Source organism: Amycolatopsis sp. NPDC089917, from assembly GCF_040684635.1.
Lineage (GTDB): Bacteria > Actinomycetota > Actinomycetes > Mycobacteriales > Pseudonocardiaceae > Amycolatopsis.
The window spans coordinates 1-26,404 of record NZ_JBFBGL010000062.1 but is presented as its reverse complement, the minus strand read 5'-3'; the positions used below and the strand labels follow the sequence as shown (position 1 = coordinate 26,404).

At 69.6% G+C, this 26,404-nt stretch carries 22 protein-coding genes; 18 read left to right on the top strand and 4 right to left on the bottom strand.

The genetic code is table 11. From position 1 onward, the window contains the following. The first annotated feature begins 29 nt into the window (after window positions 1-29). From AB0N89_RS32875 to AB0N89_RS32845, 7 genes are all read left to right on the top strand, one after another. Window positions 30-1,934, top strand: coding sequence for an intein-containing Rv2578c family radical SAM protein (locus AB0N89_RS32875; RefSeq protein ID WP_364212779.1), 1,905 nt, complete (start codon window positions 30-32; stop codon window positions 1,932-1,934). A gap of 324 nt (window positions 1,935-2,258) precedes the next feature. Continuing rightward, window positions 2,259-2,837: an organomercurial lyase gene (gene merB / locus AB0N89_RS32870; protein ID WP_364212776.1), complete on the top strand. Its 579-nt coding sequence runs from the start codon at window positions 2,259-2,261 to the stop codon at window positions 2,835-2,837. Between the two features lie 117 nt (window positions 2,838-2,954). Continuing rightward, complete coding sequence (gene aspS, locus AB0N89_RS32865; protein WP_364212773.1) at window positions 2,955-4,727, top strand: aspartate--tRNA ligase; 1,773 nt, start codon at window positions 2,955-2,957, stop codon at window positions 4,725-4,727. Beyond that, the gene (locus AB0N89_RS32860; RefSeq protein WP_364212770.1) at window positions 4,727-5,668 is read left to right on the top strand and encodes a DUF389 domain-containing protein; all 942 of its coding nucleotides are present in this window, start codon (window positions 4,727-4,729) and stop codon (window positions 5,666-5,668) included. The genes aspS and AB0N89_RS32860 overlap by 1 nt, the downstream gene beginning before the upstream one ends. Before the next feature lie 80 nt (window positions 5,669-5,748). Continuing rightward, on the top strand, window positions 5,749-6,936 hold the full coding sequence (locus tag AB0N89_RS32855; protein WP_364212768.1) for a phosphotransferase: 1,188 nt from the start codon (window positions 5,749-5,751) through the stop codon (window positions 6,934-6,936). A gap of 75 nt (window positions 6,937-7,011) precedes the next feature. Beyond that, complete coding sequence (locus AB0N89_RS32850; protein WP_364212765.1) at window positions 7,012-7,860, top strand: SGNH/GDSL hydrolase family protein; 849 nt, start codon at window positions 7,012-7,014, stop codon at window positions 7,858-7,860. Window positions 7,861-7,903: 43 nt separating this feature from the next. Then, a complete protein-coding gene (locus AB0N89_RS32845) occupies window positions 7,904-9,274 on the top strand; it encodes a replication-associated recombination protein A (protein ID WP_364212762.1) in 1,371 nt (456 codons plus the stop codon). Between the two features lie 319 nt (window positions 9,275-9,593). Here AB0N89_RS32845 and AB0N89_RS32840 read toward each other — a convergent pair whose 3' ends face one another. After that, complete coding sequence (locus AB0N89_RS32840; protein ID WP_364212759.1) at window positions 9,594-10,847, bottom strand: DUF222 domain-containing protein; 1,254 nt, start codon at window positions 10,845-10,847, stop codon at window positions 9,594-9,596. 240 nt (window positions 10,848-11,087) lie between these two features. On the opposite strand from AB0N89_RS32840, the gene AB0N89_RS32835 reads away from it, so the two are divergent. The 11 genes from AB0N89_RS32835 to AB0N89_RS32785 all read left to right on the top strand — a co-directional run bounded on the left by AB0N89_RS32835 (window position 11,088) and on the right by AB0N89_RS32785 (window position 21,909). Further along, on the top strand, window positions 11,088-12,671 hold the full coding sequence (locus tag AB0N89_RS32835; RefSeq protein WP_364212756.1) for a metallophosphoesterase family protein: 1,584 nt from the start codon (window positions 11,088-11,090) through the stop codon (window positions 12,669-12,671). Between the two features lie 68 nt (window positions 12,672-12,739). Beyond that, a complete protein-coding gene (locus tag AB0N89_RS32830) occupies window positions 12,740-13,777 on the top strand; it encodes a BMP family ABC transporter substrate-binding protein (protein WP_364212753.1) in 1,038 nt (345 codons plus the stop codon). Beyond that, window positions 13,758-15,275: an ABC transporter ATP-binding protein gene (locus tag AB0N89_RS32825; protein WP_364212750.1), complete on the top strand. Its 1,518-nt coding sequence runs from the start codon at window positions 13,758-13,760 to the stop codon at window positions 15,273-15,275. Before AB0N89_RS32830 ends, AB0N89_RS32825 begins: the two co-directional genes overlap by 20 nt. After that, the gene (locus AB0N89_RS32820) at window positions 15,272-16,276 is read left to right on the top strand and encodes an ABC transporter permease (RefSeq protein WP_364212747.1); all 1,005 of its coding nucleotides are present in this window, start codon (window positions 15,272-15,274) and stop codon (window positions 16,274-16,276) included. The genes AB0N89_RS32825 and AB0N89_RS32820 overlap by 4 nt, the downstream gene beginning before the upstream one ends. Then, window positions 16,273-17,130, top strand: a complete 858-nt coding sequence (locus AB0N89_RS32815; RefSeq protein WP_364212744.1) for an ABC transporter permease — start codon at window positions 16,273-16,275, stop codon at window positions 17,128-17,130. Before AB0N89_RS32820 ends, AB0N89_RS32815 begins: the two co-directional genes overlap by 4 nt. After that, a complete protein-coding gene (locus AB0N89_RS32810; protein ID WP_364212741.1) occupies window positions 17,127-17,855 on the top strand; it encodes a nucleoside phosphorylase in 729 nt (242 codons plus the stop codon). The genes AB0N89_RS32815 and AB0N89_RS32810 overlap by 4 nt, the downstream gene beginning before the upstream one ends. Further along, window positions 17,852-18,982, top strand: a complete 1,131-nt coding sequence (locus AB0N89_RS32805) for an acyl-CoA dehydrogenase family protein (RefSeq protein ID WP_364212738.1) — start codon at window positions 17,852-17,854, stop codon at window positions 18,980-18,982. The genes AB0N89_RS32810 and AB0N89_RS32805 overlap by 4 nt, the downstream gene beginning before the upstream one ends. Then, window positions 18,982-19,992, top strand: coding sequence for a s-methyl-5-thioribose-1-phosphate isomerase (locus AB0N89_RS32800; protein ID WP_364212735.1), 1,011 nt, complete (start codon window positions 18,982-18,984; stop codon window positions 19,990-19,992). Before AB0N89_RS32805 ends, AB0N89_RS32800 begins: the two co-directional genes overlap by 1 nt. Continuing rightward, on the top strand, window positions 19,989-20,705 hold the full coding sequence (gene mtnC, locus AB0N89_RS32795; RefSeq protein ID WP_364212732.1) for an acireductone synthase: 717 nt from the start codon (window positions 19,989-19,991) through the stop codon (window positions 20,703-20,705). The genes AB0N89_RS32800 and mtnC overlap by 4 nt, the downstream gene beginning before the upstream one ends. Continuing rightward, on the top strand, window positions 20,702-21,334 hold the full coding sequence (gene mtnB, locus AB0N89_RS32790) for a methylthioribulose 1-phosphate dehydratase (RefSeq protein WP_364212729.1): 633 nt from the start codon (window positions 20,702-20,704) through the stop codon (window positions 21,332-21,334). The genes mtnC and mtnB overlap by 4 nt, the downstream gene beginning before the upstream one ends. Next, on the top strand, window positions 21,331-21,909 hold the full coding sequence (locus AB0N89_RS32785) for a cupin (RefSeq protein ID WP_364212726.1): 579 nt from the start codon (window positions 21,331-21,333) through the stop codon (window positions 21,907-21,909). Before mtnB ends, AB0N89_RS32785 begins: the two co-directional genes overlap by 4 nt. 74 nt (window positions 21,910-21,983) lie before the next feature. Here the strand turns inward: AB0N89_RS32785 and AB0N89_RS32780 are convergent, their stop codons facing one another. The 3 genes from AB0N89_RS32780 to AB0N89_RS32770 form a co-directional block, all read right to left on the bottom strand. Then, on the bottom strand, window positions 21,984-24,368 hold the full coding sequence (locus tag AB0N89_RS32780) for a glycosyl hydrolase family 18 protein (protein ID WP_364212723.1): 2,385 nt from the start codon (window positions 24,366-24,368) through the stop codon (window positions 21,984-21,986). Window positions 24,369-24,493: 125 nt separating this feature from the next. After that, window positions 24,494-25,567 (bottom strand): hypothetical protein, encoded by a 1,074-nt coding sequence (locus tag AB0N89_RS32775; RefSeq protein ID WP_364212851.1) that lies wholly within the window; start codon window positions 25,565-25,567, stop codon window positions 24,494-24,496. Window positions 25,568-25,583: 16 nt separating this feature from the next. Then, window positions 25,584-26,234 carry a VOC family protein gene (locus tag AB0N89_RS32770; RefSeq protein ID WP_364212720.1) on the bottom strand — a complete coding sequence of 217 codons (651 nt, stop codon included), beginning with the start codon at window positions 26,232-26,234 and terminating at the stop codon, window positions 25,584-25,586. Between the last annotated feature and the right edge of the window lie 170 nt (window positions 26,235-26,404).

Below are 26,404 nucleotides of genomic sequence, written 5' to 3'. Positions count from 1 at the left end.
CCGTCTAGAACATGTGTTCGACTGATCGGGTGCGATGGGATCGACAGCGGGTGGACGGCGGCGAGCCGGTGCTGCCCGGATTGGACGGGTTGCGGCGTTCGGTGCGCACCCCCGAGTTCGACGGCGTCACCTTTCACGAGGTGCACGCCAAATCCGTGCTGAACAAGGTGCCCCAGGGTTCGGGTGTCCCGTTCGGATGGACCGTGAACCCGTACCGCGGCTGTTCGCACGCGTGTACGTACTGCCTCGAAGGCGGGACGCCGATCCTGATGGCCGACGGCCGGACGAAACCGCTGGCGGACCTGGCGCCCGGCGACGCGATCTACGGGACGCGCGGCCGCGGCGCGGGCAGGCGCCTGGTGCCGACGGAGGTGCTGGCGCACTGGTCGACGCTGAAACCGGCGTACCGCGTGACCCTCGACGACGGAACGTCCATCGTGGCCAGTGGCGACCACCGGTTCCTGACCGGCCGCGGCTGGAAACACGTCACCGGCACCCGGTTCGGCGCGGCGCAGCGGCCGCATCTGGTCGGGGGCACCGAACTCGTCGGCGTCGGGAAACTCGTCCGCACACCGGACGACACTCTCGGCTATCGCGCCGGATATCTCTGCGGGATGCTGCGCTCCGGCGGGTTCTCGGCCGAGAAGGACGCCGCGGACCGCGCGCTCAAGTACCTGCCCGACTTCGGCGCTTCGGTCGGCTTCGTGCAGGTGCCGCCGTCGCCGGATTCCCATTGGCGGCGCGGGTTCCTGGCGGGACTGTTCGACCTCGCCGGGAGTCATCGGCACGGCGCGCTGCGCGTCACCCACGACGAGCAGGAGATCGTCTCGACCTTCTGCGCCGCTCTGGACAATTTCGGCTTCCGTTACGTCAAAACCGAAAACGTCAAGTTCCGTCCGTTGTGGACGGTGCAGCTGCTCGGCGGTCCGTCGGAAGAGGTGCGGTTCTTCCACCTCGCCGATCCCGCCGTCGCCTGGAAACGGTCGCTCGACGGGCTCGCGATCGGCCGGACCAGGCGGAAGGTGTCGTCCATCGAAGCGCTCGGCATCGAGCTGCCGCTGTTCGACATCACCACCGGGACCGGCGACTTCATCGCCGACGGCATGGTCACGCACAACTGCTTCGCGCGGAACACCCACACGTACCTGGATTTCGACGCCGGACGCGACTTCGACACGCAGGTGATCGTGAAGGTCAACGCGCCCGAGGTGCTGGCCGCGCAGCTGCGCCGCCCGAGCTGGACGCGCGAGCACGTCGCGATGGGCACGAACACCGATCCGTATCAGCGCGCCGAAGGCCGGTACGAGCTGATGCCGCGCATCATCACCGCGCTCGCGGATTCGGGCACGCCGCTGTCCATCCTGACCAAGGGGACCGTGCTGGCGAGAGACCTGCCGTTGCTGGAGTCGGTGTCGAAGGACGTGTCCGCTGGGCTGGCGATCTCCCTCGCGCTGCTGGACGAAGGCCTGCAGCGCCGCCTCGAACCCGGGACGCCGAGCCCGCGGGCGAGGCTCGACCTGATCCGCAAGGCACGGGACGCCGGGCTCCCGTGTTCGGTGCTGGTCGCCCCGGTGCTGCCGTATCTGACTGACTCGGCGGAGGCGCTGGACGCCCTGTTCGCGCGGCTGGCCGAGGCCGGCGCCACGCGGGTCACCGTCCTCCCGTTGCATTTGCGGCCGGGCGCGCGGGAATGGTTCGCGCGCTGGCTCGGCCGGGAGCATCCGGAACTGGTGCCGAAATACCGGGAGCTGTACTCGCGCGGCGCCTATCTCCCGAAGTCCTATCGGGAGCGGCTGGGAACCCGCGTCGGCCCGTTGCTGCGCCGTCACGGTTTCGGTGCCCGTGCCGATGACGGGGAACGCATGCAGGTGACGATGCCCGTGCAGCGGTCCGAGGAGGTGGTGCCCGCCGTGGAACAGCTCAAGCTGTTGTGAGCGGCCGGTGGGCCGTGAGAGGCGTTTCGGATCGGTGAGCGTGTCCCGAGCGCCACGCCTGGGACGCTCAAGGTCTCGAACGTGGCGCTCGAGTCACGGACCGGATCGCGTTCACCGCGGCGGAATCCGGCGCCCGAGTCACTTTTGCCTCTGCCGATCGAAAGATCGTCTTCTTTCGGGCACTACCGGAAAACGTCTCCCCGATGTGCCGTACGTAATGTGAATCTTCTTACCGCACAACGTATTCGGCCGTTCGGCGCAGTCACTTGGCGGAAATCCTTTTCGTGCTTAACCTCTGAGAAGAGGAAGGCGAGGAGGTGCCTGTTGACCACCCGTACGGATCGCACCGCCGCTGTCCGCATCGCCTGGGCCGCGACCAAGCTGACCAGGGCGGGAAGGCATCCCATCGCCATCGGCAGACTCGCCGCCACCGTCGGGATGGAGCCCGCCGAGGCCCACCGGCTGATGGATCTGATGGGCTTCGTCATCCGTGACGGCCTGGTCGTGATGGACCGCGGATCGCGTCCCGGCCCGGCGAGGGCGGGCTCCGACCGGTACCAGGTCGACCTGTTCCTGCTGGCGTTCGCCACCGGCGAGCCCGTGCACGCGGATTCGGTCTGCCCGGCGACAGGGGCACGCGTCCGCGTCCACTTCACCCGCGCGCACGTCTTGAGCGTCGACCCGCCGCACGCGGTCGTCGCCGCGTCCCGGCTGTCCGACATCGATCTCACCCTCGGTCAGGACTACGTCGGGGCGTTGGTCTGCACGCAGTTCTTCGCCTCGAAGGAGGCGGCCGCGGGCTGGCTGCTGGAGAACATCGACGGCCGGGTCCTGACCGTGCCCGACTACCTGGCGCACACGCGGCGGATGGTCGCGGCGCTGGAAGCCTGGCCGACGATCTGACGAAACGCCGGGTTTGTACCTGGTCGCGAGGCATTCGGGGCCTTTCGATAGCCTGTCGAGTCGGCGGCGGAAGGCCGTCGAATCGCAGAATCGTGATGCCGAAGGAGAGCACCCGCAGTGCTTCGCACCCACAAAGCCGGCGCCTTGCGTGCCGAGCACGCCGGTCAGACGGTCACCCTCACCGGATGGGTTGCCCGGCGGCGCGATCACGGCGGCGTCATCTTCATCGATCTGCGCGACGCCGGCGGCGTGAGCCAGGTCGTCTTCCGCGAGGGCGAGATGGCCGAGCGCGCCCACCAGCTGCGCTCCGAGTACTGCGTCCGCGTCGTCGGCGAGGTCTCGAAGCGCCCCGAGGGCAACGCCAACGCCGAGATCCCCACCGGCGAGATCGAGGTGCTGGTCACCGAGCTCGAGGTGCTGTCCGAGGCCGCCGTGCTGCCGTTCCCGATCGACGACCGGGTCGACGTCGGCGAAGAGACGCGCCTCAAGCACCGCTACCTCGACCTGCGCCGCAGCGGCCCCGCCGCCGCGATGCGCCTGCGCAGCGAGGTCAACCGCGCCGCCCGCGAGGTGCTGCACGCGCAGGAGTTCGTCGAGGTCGAGACCCCGACCATGACCCGCTCCACCCCCGAGGGCGCCCGCGACTTCGTGGTCCCGGCCCGGCTCAAGCCCGGCTCCTGGTACGCGCTCCCGCAGTCGCCGCAGCTGTTCAAGCAGCTGCTCATGGTCGGCGGGCTCGAGCGGTACTACCAGATCGCGCGCTGCTACCGGGACGAGGACTTCCGCGCCGACCGGCAGCCGGAGTTCACCCAGCTCGACATCGAGATGAGCTTCGTCGAGCAGGACGACGTCATCGCCCTCGGCGAGGACATCGTGACCGCGCTGTGGAAGCTGATCGGCGCCGAGATCCCCCGGCCGTTCCGGCGCATCAGCTACGCCGAGGCGATGGAGAAGTACGGCTCGGACAAGCCGGACCTGCGCTTCGACCTCGAACTCACCGACATGACGGCGTTCTTCGCCGACACCCCGTTCCGCGTTTTCCAGGCGCCGTACGTCGGCGCCGTCGTGATGGCGGGCGGGGCCGACCAGCCGCGCCGCACCCTCGACGCCTGGCAGGACTTCGCCAAGCAGCGCGGCCACCGCGGCCTCGCCTACATCCTGGTGAACGAGGACGGCACGCTGGGCGGGCCGGTCGCGAAGAACCTGTCGGAGAAGGAGCGCGAGACGGTCGCGGAGGCCGTCGGCGCCAAGCCCGGCGACTGCGTCTTCTTCGCCGCGGGCAAACCCGCCGACGCGCGGGCGCTGCTCGGCGCCACCCGCCTGGAGATCGGCAGCCGTCTCGGCCTGATCGACGAGAACGCCTGGTCGTTCGTCTGGGTCGTCGACTTCCCGATGTTCATCTCGGCCGAGGACTCCGACGACGTCGCGGTCGGCGGCGGCAAGTGGAAGGCGCTGCACCACGCCTTCACCTCGCCGACCCCGGAGTGGATCGGCAAACTCGCCGACGACCCCGGCAACGCGCTGGCCTACGCCTACGACATCGTCTGCAACGGCAACGAGATCGGCGGCGGCTCGATCCGTATCCACCAGCAGGAACTGCAGAAGCAGGTCTTCGAGCTGATGGGCCTGTCCGAGGAGGAGGCGCAGGAGAAGTTCGGCTTCCTGCTCGACGCCTTCGCCTTCGGCCCGCCGCCGCACGGCGGCATCGCGTTCGGCTGGGACCGGATCGTCATGCTGCTGGCCAAGGCCGACTCGCTGCGTGACGTGATCGCGTTCCCGAAGACCGGCGGCGGGTTCGACCCGCTGACCGCGGCGCCGGCGCCGATCACGGCGGAGCAGCGCAAGGAGGCGGGTATCGACGCCAAGCCCGCGCCGCCCGCCAAGAACTGATGCTCCATCTCAGGGCCGTGTGCCCGCCGGACCGGACTGACGAAGCGATCCGGATCCTGCGGGCACACGCCGGGACCGCGCATCTCGTCGTGCATCACGGGGTCGCGGTCTCGCCCGAGGGCGACCTGATCGAGGCCGACGTCGCCCGTGAGGCGGCGGACGAGCTCGTCGAGTCGCTCTGCGGGCTCGATCTCGACCACACCGGCGGGATCACCCTGGAAGCCCTCGACACCGCCGTTTCCGACGCCGCGGACAAGGCCGAGGAGGAGGCGCCGGGTGAGGCGGCGGACGCGGTGGTGTGGCAGGAACTCGTCGGCCGCTCCGGCGAGGAGTCCCGGCTCACCTGGACTTTTCAGGCATTCCTGACCATCGCGTGCCTGCTGGCGTCGGTCGGCGTCATCACGAACTCGGCGGTCACCATCGTCGGCGCGATGGTCGTGGGGCCGGAATTCGGCCCGCTGGCCGCGATGGCGGTCGGTCTGGTGCTGCGTCGCGGGGATCTCGTGCGGCAGGGCGGGATCGCGCTGCTCGGCGGCTTCCCGATCGCGATGGTGATCACCCTCGGTGTGGTGCTGGTGGGCAACGCCACCGGGGTGCTCGAGGTCAGCAAGCTCGCGGAGAACCACGAGGTCGATTTCGTTTACCAGGTGGGAATCGCTTCGCTGATCGTCGCGCTGCTCGCCGGCGCGGCGGGAATGCTTTCCATGACCTCGGCCAAATCCGCCGCGCTCGTGGGTGTCTTCATCTCGGTGACGACGGTGCCCGCGGCCGGGTACGCGGTGGTCGCCGGGGTTGCCGGTCAGTGGGACCGGTGCCTGTATTCGACCGGTCAGCTGTTGGTCAATCTCATCGGAATCGTTGCAGCTGCGGCCATTGTGCTGACATTGCGCCGTCGTGGGCAACGATCGAGGGTGACGGAACGTCCGCTTTCACGCGGATGAGTCCGCCGATCGCGCCAGAGCGCGTGTTTGCCCGGATCTCAGTGGTCATGGTTGCTCAGTCACGAGTAGGGTCGGTGGTAATGACAGTCGATACCTCCTCTGCCGACGATTCGACCGTCGGAGCTGGAGCCGAAACCCTCGCCGTCGCGGCCGCGGTCGCCGCCGGCGAGGCAGTCCTTTCACGCCGCTTCGGCAGCGCGATCACTCTCGTCGCCCCCGAAGACCTCGCGGGCAGCGGCCCGGCGACGGTCGTGCGGGCGCGGGTGGCGTCGTCGCCGTTCGCGCTTCCTCGCACCCTGGTCATCAAGCACTACCCCGATCCACCGGAACCGGGACGGTCCGATCCCTTCGCGCAGGAGGCGGTCAGCTACCAGCTGTTCACCGCGCTCGCGCCGGAAGACCGGATGTGCCCCGAGCTGCTGGCGCACGACGGCCGGGCCCGCGTCCTGGTGATCGAGGACCTCGGCGGCGTCCCGACGCTGCACGACAAGCTCTACGCGCGTGACGCGCGCGGCGCCGAACGCGCGCTGCTGTCCTGGGCGCGGTCGCTGGGCAGGCTGCACGCGAGCACCGCGAGCCGCGAGCCCGACTTCAACGCGTTGCTGCGCCGTCTGGGCGGCCCGGTCAAGAACGAGGACGCGCCGCTGCCCGCGGTCTGCGCGCAACTTCCGGGGCTGTTGGAGGAACTGCTCGACGTCGAGACGCCGGAGCCGGTGCAGGAACGGGTCATGGCGGTCGCCGAGCGGGCGGGTTCGCCGTCGTACCGCGCGTTCAGCCCGGTCGATCTGAGCCCGGACAACAACCTCGTGACCAGCAGCGGAGTGCGGTTCCTCGATTTCGAGCGCGGCCGGGTGCGCAGCACCCTGATGGACGCGGCGTACCTGCGGCTCCCGTTCGCGTCGAGCGCGGACGCGCTGGCGCTGCCGCCGGGGATGAGCGAGGCGATGATCGCCGCGTGGCGGGCCGAGGTCGTCTCGGTCTGGCCCGGGCTCGCGGACGAGGACGCGCTGGCCGAGCACCTGATGGACGGTCAGCTGCTCCTGCTGTGGGTCATCACCTGGGAGATCCTCCCGGAGCTGAACCTGGACAGGCACGCCACGCCGATCAGCCGGGAGGCCGCGCTGGTCACCTGGTGGCGGGAGCTGGCCAAGCATTCGCTGCGCGCCCGCCTGACGGACATCTCGGAGCACGCCACCCGGGTCGCCGCGGCGCTCGGGGCCCGGCTGGGACCGCACGCGGACCTCGCGTTCTACCCGGCGTTCCGGTAATCGCCGCACGGACTTTTCGCTCGACCGTCCTCGCCGCGTTACCCAGGCATCACCGCAGGTGAGTCTGCGTGGCCGATGGTGTCTATCGTGACCGTGATCAGTGTCGAAGTCACCCCGAGTCCCGAACCTCTCCTTCCTCCTGCACCGGCCGTCCCCCGGTCCGCTCGCAGACTGGTCGTGCTCGGCGATTCCACGGCCGTGGGCCTGGGTGACCCGTTGCCGAACCGCGGCGGCTGGCGCGGGGTCGGCCCGCTCGTCGCCGAGGCCCTGGGCATCGAGCCGGACGGCTACCTGAACCCGTCGTTCACCGGAGCGCGCATGGGGTGCGTGCTGACGAAGCAGCTGCCCGCGGCCGTGGCGCACCGGCCGGACGTCGCCCTGGTGGTGGCGGGCATGAACGACACGCTGCGCCCCGATTTCAGCGCCGAGAAGATCGCCGCGGACCTCACCGAGGTGATCCGGTCGCTGGCCGCCGTCGGCACCACCGTGGTGCCGGTGCGGTACCACGACCACGGCAAGGTGTTCCGCCTCCCGCAGTCGCTGCGGCGGGCGTTGAGCGAGCGGGTGGCCGAACTGAACGCCGCCATCGACGGCGTCGTCGAGCGCGAGGGCGTGCCGTGCCTCGACCTCGAGCTGCTGCCGGGGGCCTACGACCTCACCGCGTGGAGCGTCGACCGGCTGCACCCGTCGGAGCTCGGGCACCGGATGCTGGCGACCGGGTTCACCGAGCGGCTCGCCGAAGCCGGGTTCGCGGTGCCGCTGCCGGTCAGCCTGACCTGCTCGGGAGGCGTCGAGCCGAGCACTGCCGGGCATCTCGGCTGGCTGGTGCTCAAGGGCGTCCCGTGGGTGTGGCGGCGGGGGCGTGAGTTCGTGCCGTACGCGGCCGTGATCATGTGGCACTCGTTCCGGGAGCGGCTGCGCTGACCTGTGACCGGAACCGTCGGTGGCTACGGCTACCGTCGACACCGTGGCACAGGACGAACTCTTCACCGTGAACCCCGACCTCGGGCCGCCTCCTGAGGAGCCGGCCGAGCCGAGGGAGGTCGCTGTACCCGCGGGTTCGCCGCTGGCCGTGCGGATGCGGCCGCGGTCGCTCGGCGAGGTCGTCGGCCAGCAGCACCTGCTGCGCGAGGGCGCGCCGCTGCGGCGGCTCGTCGAAGGCGCCGCGCCCGCTTCCGTGCTGCTCTACGGACCGCCGGGAACGGGAAAGACCACGCTGGCGAACCTCGTCTCGGCCGCGACCGGACGCCGGTTCGTGGCGATGTCGGCGCTGTCGGCCGGGGTGAAGGAGGTGCGCGGGGTCATCGAGGAGGCCCGGCGCCGCCGGAACTACAACGCCGAGAACACCGTCCTGTTCATCGACGAGGTCCACCGGTTCTCCAAGACCCAGCAGGACGCCCTGCTCGGCGCCGTCGAGGACCGGACGGTGCTGCTGGTGGCGGCCACCACCGAGAACCCGTCGTTCTCGGTCGTCTCGCCGCTGCTCTCGCGGTCGCTGGTGCTGCAGCTGCGGCCGCTGACCGACGCTGACATCGTCGCGCTGATCGAGCGCGCGATGACCGACGAACGCGGGCTCGGCGGCGAGCTCACCCTGACCGAGGACGCGCGGGCGCACTTGGTGCGGCTGGCCTCCGGTGACGCGCGGCGCGCGCTGACCGCGCTGGAAGCCGCCGCCGACGCCGCGAGCGCGACCGAGGCCAAGACGATCGACCTCGCCATCGTCGAGTCCACAGTGGACAAAGCGGCGGTGCGGTACGACCGGGACGGCGATCAGCACTACGACGTCATCAGCGCGTTCATCAAGTCGATCCGCGGGTCCGATGTGGACGCCGCGCTGCACTACCTGGCGCGGATGATCGAAGCGGGGGAGGACCCGCGGTTCCTGGCCCGGCGCCTGGTCGTGCACGCGAGCGAGGACATCGGCATGGCGGACCCGACGGCGCTGCAGTCGGCCGTCGCGGCGGCGCACGCGGTGCAGTTCATCGGGATGCCGGAAGGCCGTCTCGCGCTGGCGCAGGCGACCGTGCACCTGGCGACCGCGCCGAAGTCGAACGCCGTCATCACCGGGATCGACGCCGCGCTCAGCGACGTCCGGTCCGGGCGGATCGGGACGGTGCCGCCGCATCTGCGCGACGGGCACTACGCGGGAGCGGAGAAGCTCGGCAACGCGAAGGGCTACCGGTATCCCCACAATGTGCCGGAAGGTGTTCTGGCGCAACAGTATCCGCCGGACGAGCTGGTCGGGCGGGACTACTACGAGCCGACGCAGCGCGGGGCGGAGCGGACATTGCACGAGCGGGTTCCGAAGCTGAGGCGCACCATCCGGGGGGAACGTTAGACTTCCGGTCGGGCGCGTGCCGCATTTAGTCCTCTGAATGCGGAGGGTGGGGTTCGTCGTGAGTGGCGTTTCGGGGTCGAGTCCACTGTGGCTTAAGTGCCTACTGGGTCTGGCTGGGGTGCATCACCGATTTCAGGTGGGCAAGGGCGCCGGTGGCCGGTCGGTCGGGGTGGTCGTGAGTGGCGTTTCGGGTTAGAACCCTATTTGCCACTCACGACCACCCTGGCTCAGCGCTGTCCGGTGGCGGGCTTCGGTCCGTGGGCATGGTGAGGGGCCCGTCGCCGGGTTGGCTGGCGGGCTCCTCGGGTGGTGCGGGGGTTCAGGCGTGGTGGAGGGTGTTGCGGCGGGTTCTTCGGAGCGGATCCAAGTACTGGGGCGGCATGAACTCCGGTAGCCCGTCTGGCGCCATGTGGACTTGCCAGTCGCCGTGGTGGATCAGGCGGTGGTGGAAGCTGCAGAGGAGTACGAGGTTGCGGAGGTCGGTGGGTCCGCCGTCTGCCCAGTGCTCGATATGGTGGGCGTGACAGTTCTTGGGTTTTCGATGGCATCCGGGGAAGGCGCAGCCGCGGTCGCGGATGTTGAGGGCGCGGCGTTGTCCTGGGGTGACGAAGCGTCGTAGGCGGCCCAGGTCGAGGGGTTCTCCGGCGGCGTTGAGGACGACGGGGAGCATCAGGCAGTCGCAGGCGGCCATGCGGGCTTCGCGGGCGGTCATGGTCCCGACGAAGTCGAGGCAGGCTTTCCCGATCCCGGTCTTGAGCTCTTCCAAGCCGATGGTGACGTGCACGAGGGTCCGGTAGCCGCTGGTTCCGGGCTGGTCCGGGCAGGCGATCGCGAGGTCGAGTAGTTCGGCCCACGCGTCACCCTGGCGTTCGCACTTCATCCGCAGATCGGCTTGGCCGAATTCGTCTGCGGGGCGTGGTTTCGCGTGGGCCGCCAGGGCGGCGGCGGTGCGGGCGCCGAGTTCGTCGTCGAGCAGGCCGGTGAGTTTCCAGAAGCCGTCCCGACGACGTTCCAGCGTGACTTCCGGGCGCGGCTCTTTGGGTTCGGGGTCTTTGGGTTCACTGCCGTCGGGGTCGAGCCAGGCGAGGATCTTCGCCTCCGCGTCCACCAACTGCCGCGGCCCCGCACCACGAGCCAGATCAGCCAGGATCTTCTCCGCGCTTTCCCGATCCTCGATAGAGGTGTCGGCCGGGAGCCTCTTCAAGATCTCCAAGATCTGATCGACGCGATGTTCACCGATCAACCCCTCAGCCGCCACCGCGGCGATAGCAGGCGCGACAGCCGGAACTTTACTTCCATCTAGGGAACGAGTCGGGTTCAATGCGATAGCCCGCTTCACAATCGGAGCCGCCTCGCCCCGAGACAGCCCGGCTACATCAGCGAACCACGCCGCCGTCGACCCATAGCCGAACAAGTCTTTCGCGCCCCGCGACTCCACCTCCGCCAAGTACTGCCCCAGCCCCGCGGAGGCAACCCGCATCACCTGCAGGAACTGCTGCACGCCATGGGCAAGCTCCAGCTTGCCGGCCCGCCACAACTCGTGCGGCAACTCAGGGAGGAAGGTCTCGGACACCCCTCCATAATACGCCCATTTGTCGAACACGTGTTCGTAATTTTAGGCAACAATGAACCTGAATTCATTGCACCAAAGTGTGATGGCGACGGTAATCGGGTCGCGTTTGCGTGATCGGCCAGAAGGTCGTGAGTGGTAAAGCCCGCTTGAGATCCCCTTGAGTCCGTCCTGAGCAGCTGGACCACTCACGTTCGTTTCAGCTTCGGCAACCCCACATATCCGTGCGCGAGGATCGCGCGCATGGAAATCCCCAGGGTCGGTGTTCCCGACGCGCTGGCCTCGCGCCTGACGATGGCCGAACAATACGAGTACCTGAGCCGTCGCACCATGCTCAAGGGCGCCGGTGCCGCTCTCGCGGCGGGTCCGCTGCTGCTCCAGGGCGCCGCGTACGCCGACGGCGACAAGGTCGTCCCGGCGGGGCGGCATCTCGCGTTCGGCCGGAATCCGCGGACGTCGATGCGCGTCGCGTGGCAGGTGCCGGCGCCGGTGCGGAAACCGTTCCTGCGCATCGCCGACGGTCACGGCGGCTGGAGTCACCGGATCCCGGCGGAGGTCCGCGCGCTGCATTCCGAGGTCGCCGGGGTCATCGCGCCGTACGACCAGTACTACTTGCACGCCGAGGCCGATCACCTCTGGCCCGGGCGCACCTACCGTTATGCCGTCGGGCACGAAGGTTTCGACCCGGCTTCGGGCGACGGCGGTCCCGCCGCGATCTCGACGTTCACCACCGCGCCTGCCCGGGGTGTCCCGGCGGACAAGTTCACCTTCACCGCGTTCGGCGACCAGGGGGTCTCGACGACGGCGCTCGCACAGGACGGCGCCGTCGCGCGGCAGGACCCGCGCTTCCACCTGCTGGCGGGCGACATCGCCTACGCCGACCCGAGTGGCGCGGGCAAACCGCCCGGCGGCAAGCCCGACGCGGATCACGATCTGTTCGACCCCAAGGTCTGGGACGCCTACTACAACCAGATCGAGGGCGTCGCGGCGTCGGTCCCGTGGATGGTCACCACCGGCAACCACGACATGGAGGCCCTCTACTCGCCCGACGGCTACGGCGGCCAGCTCAAGCGCTGGGACTTCCCCGGCGGCGGCCCGCACGACTGCCCGAGCGTGTACTCGTTCATCTACGGCAACGTCGGGGTGATCTCCCTCGACGCGAACGACGTCTCCTACGAGATCCCCGCCAACCTCGGCTACTCGCACGGCTCCCAGACGGCCTGGCTCAAGCGGCGCCTGCGCTATCTGCGGTCGCAGCCGGACGTCGACTTCGTCGTGGTGTTCTTCCACCACTGCGCGTACTCGACGACCAACCAGCACGCGTCCGAGGGCGGCGTCCGCGAGCAGTGGGTCCCGCTGTTCGACGAGTTCCAGGTCGACCTCGTGATCAACGGGCACAACCACATCTACGAACGCACCGACGCGCTGCGCGGCGGCAAGGTGACGCGTGAGGTCAAGATCGGCGACTCCGTCGAGCCCGACCGCGACGGCACCGTGTACGCGACCTGCGGTGGCGGTGGGAAGAGCCTCTACAGCTTCCCCGTGCCCGACACGTTCGCGGGCGAGTTCCAGTCGTACCACTGGGTCAAGGGCGGCGAGAAGGTGACCGAAACGGTGGCGTGGTCCCGCGTGCGCTACACCGGCTACTCGTTCCTCGCGATCGACGTCGAGCCGGCCTGGTTCGGCCGCCGGACGACCCTGACCGTGCGGACCCTGCGCAACGACGGCGCGGAGATCGACCGGTTCACCCTTCGCCGCACGGCTGGTCTCCATCGTTCGCGGTACGCCGCCGCGTCGGTCCTCGGCGCCGACCCGGGCGACGTATAACGATCTACACGCTCTCGCATGGTGGGACTCGGTGCCATATCGTGGACCGGAGCCATACAGTCCGGGACATGTCGCCGAGAACCCTCCTGCGGGCCGTCATGGCCATTTCCGCCGTCACGCTCATCGCCGCGTGCAACGCCTCGGCCAAGGATCCGGCCACGCGGAACGCCGCCGGACCCGCGCTCGTCCTGATCACGCCGAGCCCGGTCGGGGTCAACGACTTCCTCAAGCTCGCCGTCCAGGGCATCGAAGACTCGGCCAAGAAGCACAACGGGACGCAGAAGGTGTTCCAGAGCACCGATCCCGCGTCGATCCAGCAGAACCTCGCGGCCGCGGTGCGCGAGAAGCCCGCCGTGATCGTCGCCGTCGGCTTCAACTTCGCCGACGCGATCGCGGCCGAGGCCGAACGCAACCCCGAGCAGAAGTTCCTGTTCGTGGACTCCTGCACCGCCAAACCGTTCCCGAACGTCACCTGCGCGGTGTTCCGCGAGCACGAAGGCAGCTACCTCGCGGGCGCCGAAGCCGGGCTGCTGAGCAAGTCCGGCAAGGTCGGCGCGGTCGTCGTCCTCGACACGCCCCAGTTCCGCCGGTACTCGATCCCGTTCGGTCAGGGCGCGGAGAAGGCCAAGCCCGGCACCACGCTCGCCCCGCTGTTCATCGGCGGCGCGAACCCGTTCAACGACCCGGCCCGCGCGAAGGCGCTGGCCGGCACGCTTGCCGGTCAGGGCGTCGACCACGTCATGGGCGCGGCCTCGGCGGCGGGCAACCTCGGGGTGTTCGAGGCGGCGAAACAGGGCGGGTTCTTCGCGTTCGGCGTCGACGCCGACCAGTGCCCGGCCAGCCCGGGGCAGGTCGTGGACAACGTCATCAAGCGCACCAACGTCGTCGTCGGAGACGGGGTCGACGCGATCCTCGGCGGCAAGACCGGTGAAACGAAGTCCTACGGTGTCAAGGAGAAGGGCATCTCCCTGACCGGGCTGGAGCCCGGCGCCTCGACGTCGCAGTGCGTCGTCGCGAGCCACCCCGACGTGCTGGCCAAGGTCGGCGAGCTGCGGGACCAGATCATCTCGGGCGCGATCGTCGTCGATGACCCCGCCAAATCCTGACGCCGTCTCACTCCGGGGGATCGTCAAGCGGTTCCCCGGAGTGCTCGCGAACGACCACGTGGACCTCGACGTCGGCAAGGGCGAGATCCACGCCTTGATGGGAGAGAACGGCGCGGGCAAGTCCACGCTCATGTCCGTGCTCTACGGTCTGCACCGGCCCGACGAGGGCACGATCTCCTTGCACGGCGAGGAAGTCTCCTTCGGCTCGCCCGCGCAGGCGATCGACGCCGGTGTCGGCATGGTGCAGCAGGGATTCGCGCTGTTCGGCGAACTCACCGTCACCGAGAACGTCGTGTTCGGCAGTGAACCGACCCGCCGTGGCCTGCTGGACCGCAAGGCGGCGACGGCCCGCGTCACCGAACTGATCGAACGGCACGGACTGCGGCTGCGGCCCGGCGACCGGGTCCGTGACTTGCCGGTCGGGCTCCGGCAGCGGGTCGAGATCCTCAAACTCCTGTATCGCGAGGCGGACGTCTTGATCCTCGACGAACCCACCGCCGTGCTGACCCCGCCCGAAACCGAGCGGCTGTTCGGCGTCCTGCGCGCGCTCGCCGCCGAAGGTCGCACGATCCTGGTGGTGTCGCACAAACTCCAGGAGGTCCTCGCCGTCAGCGACCACGTCACGGTGCTGCGCGACGGCCGGGTCAGCGCTCGCGGGCGCACGGCGGACCAGACGGCCGCCGGGCTCGCCGCCGCGATGACCGGTCGCGACGTCGACCTCGACCGCGTCCATCCGGCCGGGACGCCCGGTGACGTCATCCTCGAAGCCCGTTCCCTGACCGTACCCGGAGTGGAAGGAAAACCGTTGCTGGACGACGTTTCCCTGACCGTGCGCGCCGGGGAGATCGTCGGCGTCGCCGGGGTCGCGGGCAACGGGCAGGCAGAACTCTCCGGCGCCATCACCGGCCTCCTGAAGACCGGCGGCACCATCGTCCTCAAAGGACAGATCCTCGACGGGCTGCCGGTCCGGGCCAGAAGGGACGCCGGGCTCGCGCACGTCCCGGAAGACCGCGCCGAGGTCGGCTCGGCGCCCACGGCGAGCCTCCGGGAGAACCTGGCCGTCGGCTTCCACCGCAAGCGGCCCTTGGCACGCAAGGGGTTTCTGCGCCGCGAGGCGATCGACGACCACGCGTCGGCGGTCATCGAGGATTACGACGTCCGCGCGTCCGGTCCCGGCGCCGCGATGGGCACCCTGTCCGGTGGCAACCAGCAGAAGGCGATCTTCGGCCGCGAACTGACCCACGACGCCCCGTTCCTGCTGGTCGAGCAGCCCACCCGCGGGGTCGACGTCGGCGCGATCGAGAACATCCACGCCCGGCTCGTCGCCCACCGCGACGCCGGGCACGCCGTCCTGCTGATCTCCGCCGAGCTCAGCGAGGTCCTCGCACTGTCGGACCGCGTGCTGGTGCTGTTCGAGGGCCGGATCGTCGCGGAGTTCACCAAGGACGAGGCCGATCCGCACACGGTCGGCCTGGCGATGGCCGGAGGTGCCGGATGACCCGCGTCCGCCTCGTCGCCGTCCCGATCGCGGCGGCGCTCGTCCTCGGCGCGATCCTGTTGCTGGCCACCGGAACCGACCCGCTGGCCGCCTACGGCGCGATCGTCTCCGGCGCGTTCGGTCCCGACGGCGTCGGCGACACCCTCGCCTACGCGGTCCCCGTCGCGGGAATGGCGACCGCGCTCGCGATCCCGCTGCGGGCGGGCATGGTGAACCTCGGCGGCGAGGGACAGCTGGTGCTCGGCGCGATCAGCGCGCTCGCCGTCGGCCTGTACGTGCCCGGCCCCGGGCCGGTCAAAGTGGTGCTCGCGCTGCTCGCGGGCGTTCTCGCGGGTGCCGCGTACGCCGCGCTGGCCGCTGTCTGCGAGAACCGCCTCGGCGTCCCGCTGCTGATCAGCACACTGCTGCTGAGCTACCCGGCGATGTCGCTCGCCGGGTACCTGGTGCGGTTCCCGCTGAAGGACGCCGGTTCCAGCCTGCCGCAGAGCCCGCAACTGGCCGAAGGTGCCCGGCTGCCCGAAATCGACGGCGTGACGACCGGGATCTTCCTGGTGGTGGCGGTGATCGCGGTCTACGCGGTGCTCGACGCCCGTACGCCCGCAGGGTTCGAGACCAGGGTGACCGGCTGGGCACCGAGGTTCGCCGCCTACGCCGGGATCGACCGGCCGAAACTCACGCTGCGGCTGCTGGCCGCGTCGGGCGGGACGGCCGGGCTGGTCGGCGCGATCGCCGTCCTCGGCTTCCCGTACCGGTTCATCGACGGCGCGCTGATCACGCCGCAGTACACCTGGATCGGCCTGCTCGCGGCGCTGCTCGCCGGGGCCAGCCCGCTCGGGACGCTGCTCGCGGCGGTCTTCTTCGCGGCGCTGACCAGCGGCGGATTCGCCATGGAACGCGCCACCCAGGTCCCGCGCGAACTGACCGCGGTCCTGCAGGCGGTGCTGATCATCTTCCTCGCGGCCGCTTCGGGGGTCTTCAAGCGGAAGGCGAGGCGGGCATGATCGACGCGAGCCTGTTCTCCTCGGCGCTCACCGCGCTGACGCCGATCCTGTTCGCCGCCCTCGCGGGCGCGCTGTGCCAGCGGGCAGGGGTCTTCAACATCTCCCTCGAAGGCTCGCTCCTGGTCGGCTGCTTCGGCGCCGTCGCCGGGAGCTGGTACACCGGCAGCGCCTGGATCGGCGTCGTCGTGGCGGTGATCGCGGCGACGGCGTACTCGCTGATCCTCGCGATCGGGTCGATCACCTTCGACGGCGACCCGATCGTGCTGGGCGTCGCGAGCAACCTGCTCGCGGTCGGGCTGACGAGCTTCCTGATCCGGACGGTCTTCGGCACGGAGGGTTCGTTCAGCGACCCCACCTTGCAGGGGCTCGGCCAGTTCGGCCCGATTCCGGGGCAGTCGCTGCTGGTCTACCTGTCCTGGCTGGCCGTGCCCGCGCTCGCGGTGCTGCTGTACCGGCACCCGTGGGGCCTGCGGTTGCGCGGTGTCGGCGAACGCCCGGAGGCCGCGTCCAGCCTCGGCGTCAACGTGACCAAGTACCGCTACGGAGTGATCCTCGCCGGGGGAGCGCTCTGCGGTCTCGGCGGCGCGCAGTTGGCGCTCGGCTCGGTGACGCTGTTCGCCGAGAACATGACCGCCGGCCGCGGCTGGATCGCCGTCGTCGCGGTCATGCTGGGCCGCGCGCATCCGCTCGGGGTGCTCCTCGCGGCGCTGCTGTTCGGCCTCGCCGAGGCGTTCGGCTTCCGCTTGCAGGGCATCGGGCTGCCGCAGCAGGCCACCGACGCCGCTCCCTATGTCGTCACGCTCGTGGCGTTGTTCCTGTCCAACCTCAAGCGGAAGAAGGGACAACCCGCGTGAGCGACGTCCTGCCCATCACCAAGATCCCCCGGCACGGACTGCCGCCCCGCGCGCTGGTCGTGGGCGACCCGGACCGCGCGACCGCGGTGGCCGAGTCACTCGAAGGTGCCGTTCTCGTCGGCCAGAACCGCGAGTACCGCAGTTACACCGGCACCTGGAAGGGCGTCCCGGTCGTCGTGTCCTCGCACGGCGTCGGCGGCCCGGGCGCGTTGTGCCAGTTCGGCGAGCTGGCCGAGGCGGGCGTCCGCACGTTCCTCCGGCTCGGCACCGCCGGTTCGCTGGCCGACGGGATCACCGACGGCGACCTCGTCATCGCCGAGGCCGCGGTCCGCGACGACGGCGTCACCCAGCAGCTGATCCACCCCGAGTACCCGGCGTTCGCCACCCCGGAGGCCGTCGTGGCGCTGAGCCGCGCCGCCCCGGAGGCGCACCGGGGCGTGGTGTGGACGCGGGCGGCGTTCAGTCCGCTGGTCCTGACCCTCCCGATGGCCGACTACCTGGCCGCGCGGGTGATCGCCATTGAGATGGAACTCTCCACGCTGCTGGTGTTCGCGGCATTGCGCGGCCTGCGGGCCGGTGGTGTGCTCGTGATCGACGGCGACGCGCGGCCCGAGCATCCCGACCCGTCGGCCTACGACCCGCACCGCGACGTCGTGGCGGACGGGGTGGCGAGGGCGACCCGCGTGGCGCTCGACGCGCTGGTCGAGTTGGAGGGGGCGGAATGACCGAAGTGTGGCGCAAAGCGGCGCACGAGCTGGCGAGCACCCTGGTGGCGGACGCCGCCGAACGAGACCTCGCCGGGCGTCTTCCGGTGCGCGAAGTCGGCCTGCTGCGCGAGTCCGGGCTCCTGCCCCTGCTCGGCACCGCCGGCTGGGCGGCCGCGAACCAGGCCACCCGGATCGTCTCGGCCGCGGACGCGTCGGTCGGGCATCTGCTCGGCTACCACTATCTGCAGCTGTGGCGCACCGGCCTGTTCGGGCCGCGCGCGGCGAGCGAACCGGGCTGGTTCTGGGCGGGCGTGAGCAATCCGCTCGACGCCGCCCTGCTGCTGACCCCGGTCGACGGCGGATTCACCGTCGAAGGCACCAAGACCTTCGCCACCGGCGCGGCCGTCGCCGATCGCCTGGTGGTCAGCGCGACGAGGACGGACAACGGCGAGAAGCTGACGTTCGTCGTCGACGCGCGGGCCGATGGGATCACCTTCCCCGGGGAATGGGACAACATCGGCCAGCGGCTCACCGCGAGCGGCGCGGTGCGGTTCGAGGCCGCCTGGGTCGCTCACGACGATGTCCTCGGCGCCCAGCCGGAGGACCAGTCGGACCCGAAGGTTCCCCGGATCTCCCTCGCCGCGATCGGGTTCCAGCTCATGCTGGCCCAGGTGTACGTCGGCCTCGCGACCGGCGCGCTCGACGCCGCGGCGGTGTACACACGGGGGACCGCACGGGCCTGGACACTGTCCGATGTGGACAAAGCGACCCAGGATCCGTACATCCTGGCCGGCTACGGCGAGCTGGTCGCGACGGCGCGGGCGGCCGGATTCGCCGTCGACGCCGCGGTTTCGGCGCTCGGCGAGGCCGACGAGCGCGGTTTCGACCTGACCCCGGCCGAGCGAGCCGAAGCGGCGATCGCCATCTCGTCGGCGAAGATCGTCGCGAGCCGGGCCGCCGTCGAGACCACGAGCAAGGTCTTCGAGTTCACCGGCGCGCGGGCCACAGCGACCAAGTACGGCTTCGACCGTTTCTGGCGCAACGCCCGCACACTCACCCTGCACGACCCCGTGACCTACAAGGCCCGCGAGGTCGGCGACCACTTCCTCAACGCGATCCCGCCGTGCCTTTCGGGGTACAGCTGATGACGCTGCCGATCCTCGCCGAAAGCGTCCGCCTCGACGACGAAGGCGTGCACATCCTCGACCGCCGGGTCTTCCCGTTCGAGCGGGAGTGGGTGCTCTGCCGGACTTCGGAGGAGGTCGCGGTGGCCATCGAGGACATGGTCACTCAGTCGTCCGGACCGTACTTCGCCGCGCTGGGCGCGATGGTGCTCGCCGCTCGTGAGGCGTCCGGCCGCGCCGACGCCCGCGCGTATCTGGAGCGGGCGGGGGAGCGGATCGTCGCGACCCGCAAGACCAACAACCACCTGCGCAAGGCCGTCGCCGCCGTACTGTCCGAAGTGGACGAATCGACGGGCGACCTCGTCGAAGCCGCGACAGCGGGTGCGCGAGCGGGTGACGAGCTGTACCGGTCGCGCAGCCGTGCGCTCGGCGAGCACGCGGCCTCGTCGGTGCCGGACGGCGCAACGGTGCTGACGCACTGCTGGGCCGATCTGTACCTGGTCGAATTCGTGCTCGCGGCGCGGCGGCAGGGCAAGGAGTTCTCCTTCCTCTGCACGGAAACCCGGCCGTACCTGCAAGGCGCGCGGCTGACCGCCGAGACCCTCGCCGAGATGGGCGCCGACACCCGGTTGATCACCGACGGGATGGGCGCCGCGGTGCTGTCGTCGGGTGAGGTCGGCGCGCTGGTGACCGCGGCCGACCGCGTCGCCATGGACGGGCACGTCGTCAACAAGATCGGCACCCTGGGACTCGCGGTGGCGGCGGAGGCGTTCGGCGTGCCGTTCTACGCGATGGTCCAGGCGCCCGACCAGGCGACACCGACCGGCGCCGACGTGCCGATCGAATACCGCGACGGCGACGAGGTGCTGAGCGCGCTCGGCCACCGCGTCGCCAGCGAACGCGTCCGTGGGCACTATCCGGCCTTCGACATCACACCACCGCGTTTCGTGACCGCGGTGGTGACCGACCGCGGGGCCTTCGAACCCGGAAGACTCAGCGAGTACTACGCAGAAGGGGAAGCGAACCAGTGACCGCAACGCTGACCGCCCGATGGGTGGTCCTCGACATCGAGGGCACGCTGACCGCCACCAGCTACGTGCACGTGACCCTCTACGACTACGCGCGCCCGCGGCTGGGCCCGTGGATCGACGAGCACCTGGACGACCCCGAGGTCGTCGACGCCGTCGCGCGGATCAAGGAACTCGGCGGGCTCCCGACGGACGCGTCCACAGTGGACGTCGTGGGGGTGCTGCACGGCTGGATGGACGCGGACCAGAAGATCGCGCCGCTGAAGACGTTGCAAGGCCTCATCTGGCAGCGCGGGTACGCCGACGGTGACCTCACGACGGAGTTCTTCGGCGATGTCACCCCGGCGCTGCGGTCGTGGCACGAGTCCGGGCTGCGGCTCGCGGTGTTCTCCTCCGGTTCGGTCGCCGGGCAGGTCGCGTCGTTCTCGCGGACCACCGACGGCGACGTCACCGGCCTGTTCGAGAAGCATTTCGACACCGTCAACGCGGGACCGAAACGCGAGGCGCCGTCGTATCGCGCGATCGCCTCCGCGCTGGAGGCCGAGCCGGGCGACGTCGTGTTCTTCTCCGACGTCCCGGCCGAACTCGACGGGGCCGCCGCCGACGGCTGGCAGACCGTCGGCCTCGCCCGCGACGGCGAGCCGTTCGGCGACGCCGATTTCGGGACGCACCGGACGATCCGGACGTTCGACGAGATCAAGGTCGTCCCGCTGTGAGTGTCTTGGAACTCGCCGGGCGCGCGCTGGCCGAGGAGTCCGCCCGCTTCGCCGGGCTTGGTTGGATGCGGGGCACTTCGGGCAACCTGTCGGTGGTGCTCGGACGCGATCCGCTGCGGGTCGCCGTCACCGTCAGCGGCCGGGACAAAGGCGAGCTGACCAGCGACGACGTCGTGGTGGTCGGGGAGGACGGGCTGGCCGTCGCCGACCAGCCGCAGCCGGGCAAGGTGCCCTCGGCCGAGGCCGGGCTGCACGCCCGGATCGCGGCGGTGTCGGGCGCGGGCGCGGTGATCCATGTGCACGCGCTCGCTCCCGTGGTGGCCGCCGAGCACTGGCCGGACGGCGTCGAACTGCGAGACCTGGAGATGCTCAAGGGCTTCGGCCGCGCCGCGCACGACGACCTGGTGACGATCCCGGTGATCGCCAACGGCCAGGACATGCGCGTCCTCGGCGACGCGTTCGAGGCGGGGTTCCGGGCGGACACGCCGGCGGTGATCGTCGCGCGGCACGGGATCTACGTGTGGGGCGATGACCTGCGCCACGCTCGTCATCGCCTGGAATGTTTGGAGTGGTTGCTCCGGTTCCGGGTAGAGACAAGACTCGTGACCGAGGAAAGGGGAGTGCGATGACCTTGCTGTCCGTGTGGCCGGACGACCGGCCCGACGAGATCGCGCTCAGGACCGAGGACCCGGCCGTGATCACCGGGGAACTGGGGCGGCTCGGCGTCCGGTTCGAACGGTGGGACCTCGTCGAGGACCTGCCGCGCGAAGTGACGCCCGAGCAGGTGCTGGCCGCCTACGAGGAGCAGATCGGCAAGGTCTCGGCGGCCGAGGGCTACACCTTCGTGGACGCCGTCCGCATGACGCCGTCCGACGAGCCCGGCTGGGCGGCCGAGGCCGCCGAAGCCCGGCAGAAGTTCCTCGCCGAGCACACCCACGACGATGACGAAGACCGCTTCTTCGCGCGCGGGTCCGGCGTGTTCTACCTGCACGTCGGCGGCAAGGTGTACGCGGTGCTGTGCGAGGCGGGGGACCTGCTGAGCGTGCCCGCGAACACCACGCACTGGTTCGACATGGGGACGCGGCCGGATTACGTGTCCGTCCGGTTCTTCCACGACGACGGCGGATGGGTCGGGAACTTCACCGGCGCCACGCTGGCGGGGGACTTCCCGGACTTCGACACGTTGACGGCCGGGCGTTACTAGAGCGTCGGGGTCGTGAGTGGCGATTCGGGTTAGAACCCGAATCGCCGCTCACGACGCTTACGCGCTGCCGGGGTCTAAGCGGCTGTCCAGAGGGCAGGCACGTTCGGCGGCTCCCAGCCCGGCAGGGACCGATGGCCCTGACGGCACACGTAAGCCGCGCCGTTGTAGGTCACCCGGGTGCCGGTCGTGTAATCGACGTTCGGCTTCCAGGCGTCGGACGGCACCGAGGTGGTCGTCGTCGGGGTGGTGGTGGTCGGGGTCGTGGTCGTCGGACTGGTCGTGGTGGTGGGTGACGTGGTCGTGGTTCCCGTCGGCGTGGTGGTCGTCGTCGGCGGGGCACCGCCGCCACGCGGGTTGTCCGACGCGATCGCGTAGGTCGTCCCGCCGAAGGTGAACGTGAAGTTCGACGGCGACGCGATCGGCATGTAGTAGTTCAGCCGGATCTCGACCGTGGCACCCGGGGCGATGGTCTGCCAGGACGGCACGGTCACCGCCACGTGCTGGAAGTCGCCCTTCATACCGCCGACGTTGGGCCCGCTGTGGCCCTTGCTCGTGACCGACAGGCCGAAGCCGGACTGGTCGGACATGCTGCCGGGCGCGCTCGTGCCGTAGTCGAACTCGATCTTCGTCCCACCGGGGATGGCGGTGGTCGAATTGTTGGTGATGCGCATCTGCGGGGTGATCGGGTAGTTCGCGTCGCCCAGCGCGAACCCGGTCAGTTTGACGTTCGCGTTCAGCACCGACGAAGGCGCCGGACGCGACGACTTGGACGCGCCGTACGGGGCGGCACCGCGCAGGCCGTCGTTGATCTTCGTGATCAGCGTGTCGCCCATGAAGTACTGCTTCTTGGCGTCGTCGAAGGCGTAGTCGCCCGCCAGTTCCCAGATCATGATGCCGCCGATGCCCTTGTCGGACACGTACTTCGCCTTCGTGGCGAGGGACTCTTCGTCCTCAGTGGACAGGAACACCTTCTTGTCGTTGTTCCACAGCCACGGCGTCACCATCGAGTTGTCGTAGTACCGGTTGTAGGTCCCGGAGAGCCGGTCCTTCGGGTTGTTCTTCGGATCCAGCCCGTACTTCTCCAGGTAGTCCGGGGTGATCTCGTTCTCGAGGTTCTTCGCGTGCCACATGGGGTTCGCGCCCGCCGGTACCTCGGCGCCCGTCAGGCTCATGTCGTGCCAGAGATTGTCGATGCCGATCGCGCCGTTGCCGCACGGCACGGTCGATCCGACCTGGGATCCGGTGCCGGGCGGGCATTGTTTCTGATCCGGCAGTGGCGCGTTGCCCCACAGTCCGTTCGTCCCGCCGGACACGCCTTGCCAGCCCCGGGTGTAGAACCCGACGCCGATGTTGATCCGGCCGGCTTGCATGGCACCGCGGAAGTAGTGGTAGGCCCAGTCGGTGTTGAGATAGCCCTGACCGTCGTACTGCGGTGTCGTGTACACCTGCCAGTGCGCGAGTTCCGCGTCCTTGCCGTTGTCGTAGAGCGCCGCGTTCGGCCCGGCGAACTGGTTCCACGCGCCGTGCAGGTCGTAGCTCATCATGTTGGCGTAGTCGAGATACTGCGTGACGCCGTAGACCTCCTGGCCGCGCAGCAGCCAGCCGGACGCGGGGACGGCCGCGGTCAGCAGGTAGTGCTTGCCGTCGGCGGCACCCGCCTGGTCGATCTTCTGGCGCAGCGTGCGCATCAGGTTCTCGTAGCCCGCCCACAGCGTGCCGCGGTTGGCCTGCGCGATCCAGTAGTCGTCCGGGTTTCCGGCGTAGTTCGCCGACGTCGCGTACTCGTAGTCGATGTCCGCGCCGTTGAATCCGTAGTCGCGCAGGAACTTCACGACGGAATCGGCGAAGGTGTCGATGCTCGCCTGGCTTTGCGTCATCTTGTAGAACCCGCCCGACGCGTTGCGCGTGCCGTCCGGGTTCAGGAAGCCGCCCGTCTCCGCCCAGCCGCCGATCGAAACCAGCGTCTTCACGTTCGGGTACTGCTTCTTGTACTTGTTCAGCAGATTGAAATGTCCCTTGTAGGGGAACGCCGGATCCATCTCCGCGCCGGGCACGCCCGGCCATTCCATGCCGATGGACTCGTTGTTCGGGCCCGGGGCGCCGACCGACACCTTGTTCTGCGCGTCGACATGCGCGAACGCGTAGTTCAGGTGGGTGACCTTGGTCCACGGGATGTTGCTCGCGAGATACGCCGGCGCGCCGTTCTTGCCGGTGCGCCAGCTGGTGAAGTAGCCGATCACCCGGCGGGAATGCCCTTCTCCCAGGTTTTCCCGGCCGGTGGTGTCGTAGACGGTGCAGTAGGGGGTGTCGACGCCGGGTGTCCGGTACAGCCCGTCGGGACGGCAGTCCTCGTGGCCTGCCGCACTCGACGCGGAGGGGCTGATGACGACGATCATGAGTCCGGCCAGCGTGATGAGCGACGCCAGCAGGGGGAGTAGTTTTCTGGTTCTCCTTGGCACGCCGAACCTCCGACAGTGGAAGATGGCCCTCGGTCAGAGCAGCTTGAGCCGGGCACCGGGCGCGCGTCAATAGGTGTAGACCAATTTCCATCCTGTGCCGTATGGCCGAACGTACCTGTGCTTCGTCAGGTCTGGTCCTCGTCGAGAAACGAAGGCCGTTCCGGCGCGGGCGGGTAAGCCAGGCCCCGCAACAAGGTTCGCGGGTGGCCATACTCCCGGCCACATCTGGTGAGTGCTATGACCCCGTGCCCTTCGGCGCGGGTGTGCGGGCCGATCTTGCCCGGGTGCACCGAAAGCGCTTCGGCGATCGTGTCCGCGTCGCAGTGGTCCGGAAGCCCGAGTTCCGCTTTGAGCCGCCGGTGGCGCCGGACCCATTCCCGTTGCCAGTCCAAGGGATCGTCGGTGTGCTCGATGTCGTCGGCCCAGCCTTCGGGCAGCGGGGTGTCCTCGTGGGGGAGGAGGTAGCCGTTCTCGGCCGCGAGTTCGCCGGCCGACTCCTCGGGTGCGGAGACGTCGTAGAACCGGACCAGCTCGCCCTTTTCGGCGACGCACCACGACGTCGTGGAATCCCCATGGCTGCGCCAGTACAGCTGCGCCGCGCCGAACCGGCGGCTCAACGCGACGCAGCGGTCACGATCCACTCCGCGCCGGACCTTCTCGTTCGCGAGCATGGCCTGGTACTGCTCGCGCGGCTCGATGCTCCAGGAGCTTTCCCCGGTGACGTCCGCGGGGTGCTGATCGTCCGACGGCCTGCCGAAGACGAGTGTCCATCCGTCGAGCGCCGGGCTGACGTAGAGCCGGGCACACCGTTGATGCCCGGAGCCGTGGTAGTGCTGGTTCCAGATCTCGGTGCCCAGCGACATGGTCACCGGCTCCGCGTCGGACAGTCCGAACGCGTCGAGCACCGCCGCCTGATCCGTGGTCGGGATGGCGTACCAGAACTCGCAACTCCGCATCGCGAGCGGGACTTCGACGGCGATCTTGCTCTTGATCAGACGGCGGAGGAGCGTGAGGTCGTCCTCGCCGAGCGCTTCCGGGCCGCCCAGCCCGAACAACAGAGCGCGTGCCGCGTTGCGCAGCGCCTGATTCCCGGTGCGCCGGATTTCGCGCAGCTCGGGAAAATCGTCCGGTCCCGCGTCGTTCAGGTCCCAGGCGCTGACGCGTTCCCCGGCGACAAGGCTCTCGGCCACGGCTCTCATGTCCACACCGCGGAGGCTAGCCAAGCACTACGACGGAAAACTCGTTGCCGTCGGGATCCGTCATTTCCACCCGGCCGTCTTCGCCGGTGCCGAGGTGGGTCGCGCCGAGCGAGACCAGCCGCTCGACCTCCGTGAGGGGGCCGTCGAGGACGAAACGGAGCCGGTTCGGGCCGGTTTTCGGCGTGAACGGCGGGCCGCCCCAGGTGATCTTCGGGCCGCCGTGAGGCGACCGGATCGCGGTCTCCTGATCCTGGTCCCACACCAGCGGCCAGCCGAGCGCCTCGCCCCAGAAACAGCCGACCTCCCGCGAGCCGTCGCTCGCGACGGCTCCGACGAAACCGCAGCCGGCGAGGAAGCCGTTGCCCGGCTCGATGACGCAGAATTCGTTGCCTTCGGGATCGGCGAGCACCACGTGCCGCTCTTCCGGAAGCTGGCCGATGTCGATGTGCCGTCCGCCGAGTTCGAGCGCTTTCGCGACGGTCCGCCGTTGGTCTTCGAGGGACTCGCTCGTCAGGTCGAAATGCATCTGGTTCTGGCGGTTCTTCGGTTCGTCGCGCTGGCTGAAGGAGAGACGGAAGCCGGTGTCGTCGATTGCCGGGCCGAGAAGGCCGGACCAGAACCGCTCCAGGCCTTGTGGGTCGTGCGCGGCGAATTCGAGCGCTCGCAAGGTGGTGACCATAAGCGACACTAAGAACGACGGCGCCCCATCCGCAACCGGTTTAAGCCGGTGGAAAGGCGAAGCCGGACTCCTCCGGACGGCGTCGCGAAAGCCACTTGCGGGACATCCAAGCGGTGATCAAGGCGTACGACACCGGATTCGTCACGCCGGCGGGCTGA

Excerpts from the sequence above, each read along its gene's own strand:
- AB0N89_RS32860 (WP_364212770.1), top strand. The coding sequence starts at position 4,727 with ATGCTCCATCTCAGGGCCGTGTGCCCGCCGGACCGGACTGACGAAGCG.
- AB0N89_RS32855 (WP_364212768.1), top strand. The coding sequence starts at position 5,749 with ATGACAGTCGATACCTCCTCTGCCGACGATTCGACCGTCGGAGCTGGA.
- AB0N89_RS32850 (WP_364212765.1), top strand. The coding sequence starts at position 7,012 with ATGGTGTCTATCGTGACCGTGATCAGTGTCGAAGTCACCCCGAGTCCC.
- AB0N89_RS32835 (WP_364212756.1), top strand. The coding sequence starts at position 11,088 with ATGGAAATCCCCAGGGTCGGTGTTCCCGACGCGCTGGCCTCGCGCCTG.
- AB0N89_RS32830 (WP_364212753.1), top strand. The coding sequence starts at position 12,740 with ATGTCGCCGAGAACCCTCCTGCGGGCCGTCATGGCCATTTCCGCCGTC.
- AB0N89_RS32825 (WP_364212750.1), top strand. The coding sequence starts at position 13,758 with ATGACCCCGCCAAATCCTGACGCCGTCTCACTCCGGGGGATCGTCAAG.
- AB0N89_RS32820 (WP_364212747.1), top strand. The coding sequence starts at position 15,272 with ATGACCCGCGTCCGCCTCGTCGCCGTCCCGATCGCGGCGGCGCTCGTC.
- AB0N89_RS32815 (WP_364212744.1), top strand. The coding sequence starts at position 16,273 with ATGATCGACGCGAGCCTGTTCTCCTCGGCGCTCACCGCGCTGACGCCG.
- AB0N89_RS32805 (WP_364212738.1), top strand. The coding sequence starts at position 17,852 with ATGACCGAAGTGTGGCGCAAAGCGGCGCACGAGCTGGCGAGCACCCTG.
- AB0N89_RS32800 (WP_364212735.1), top strand. The coding sequence starts at position 18,982 with ATGACGCTGCCGATCCTCGCCGAAAGCGTCCGCCTCGACGACGAAGGC.
- AB0N89_RS32785 (WP_364212726.1), top strand. The coding sequence starts at position 21,331 with ATGACCTTGCTGTCCGTGTGGCCGGACGACCGGCCCGACGAGATCGCG.
- AB0N89_RS32775 (WP_364212851.1), bottom strand. The coding sequence starts at position 25,567 with ATGAGAGCCGTGGCCGAGAGCCTTGTCGCCGGGGAACGCGTCAGCGCC.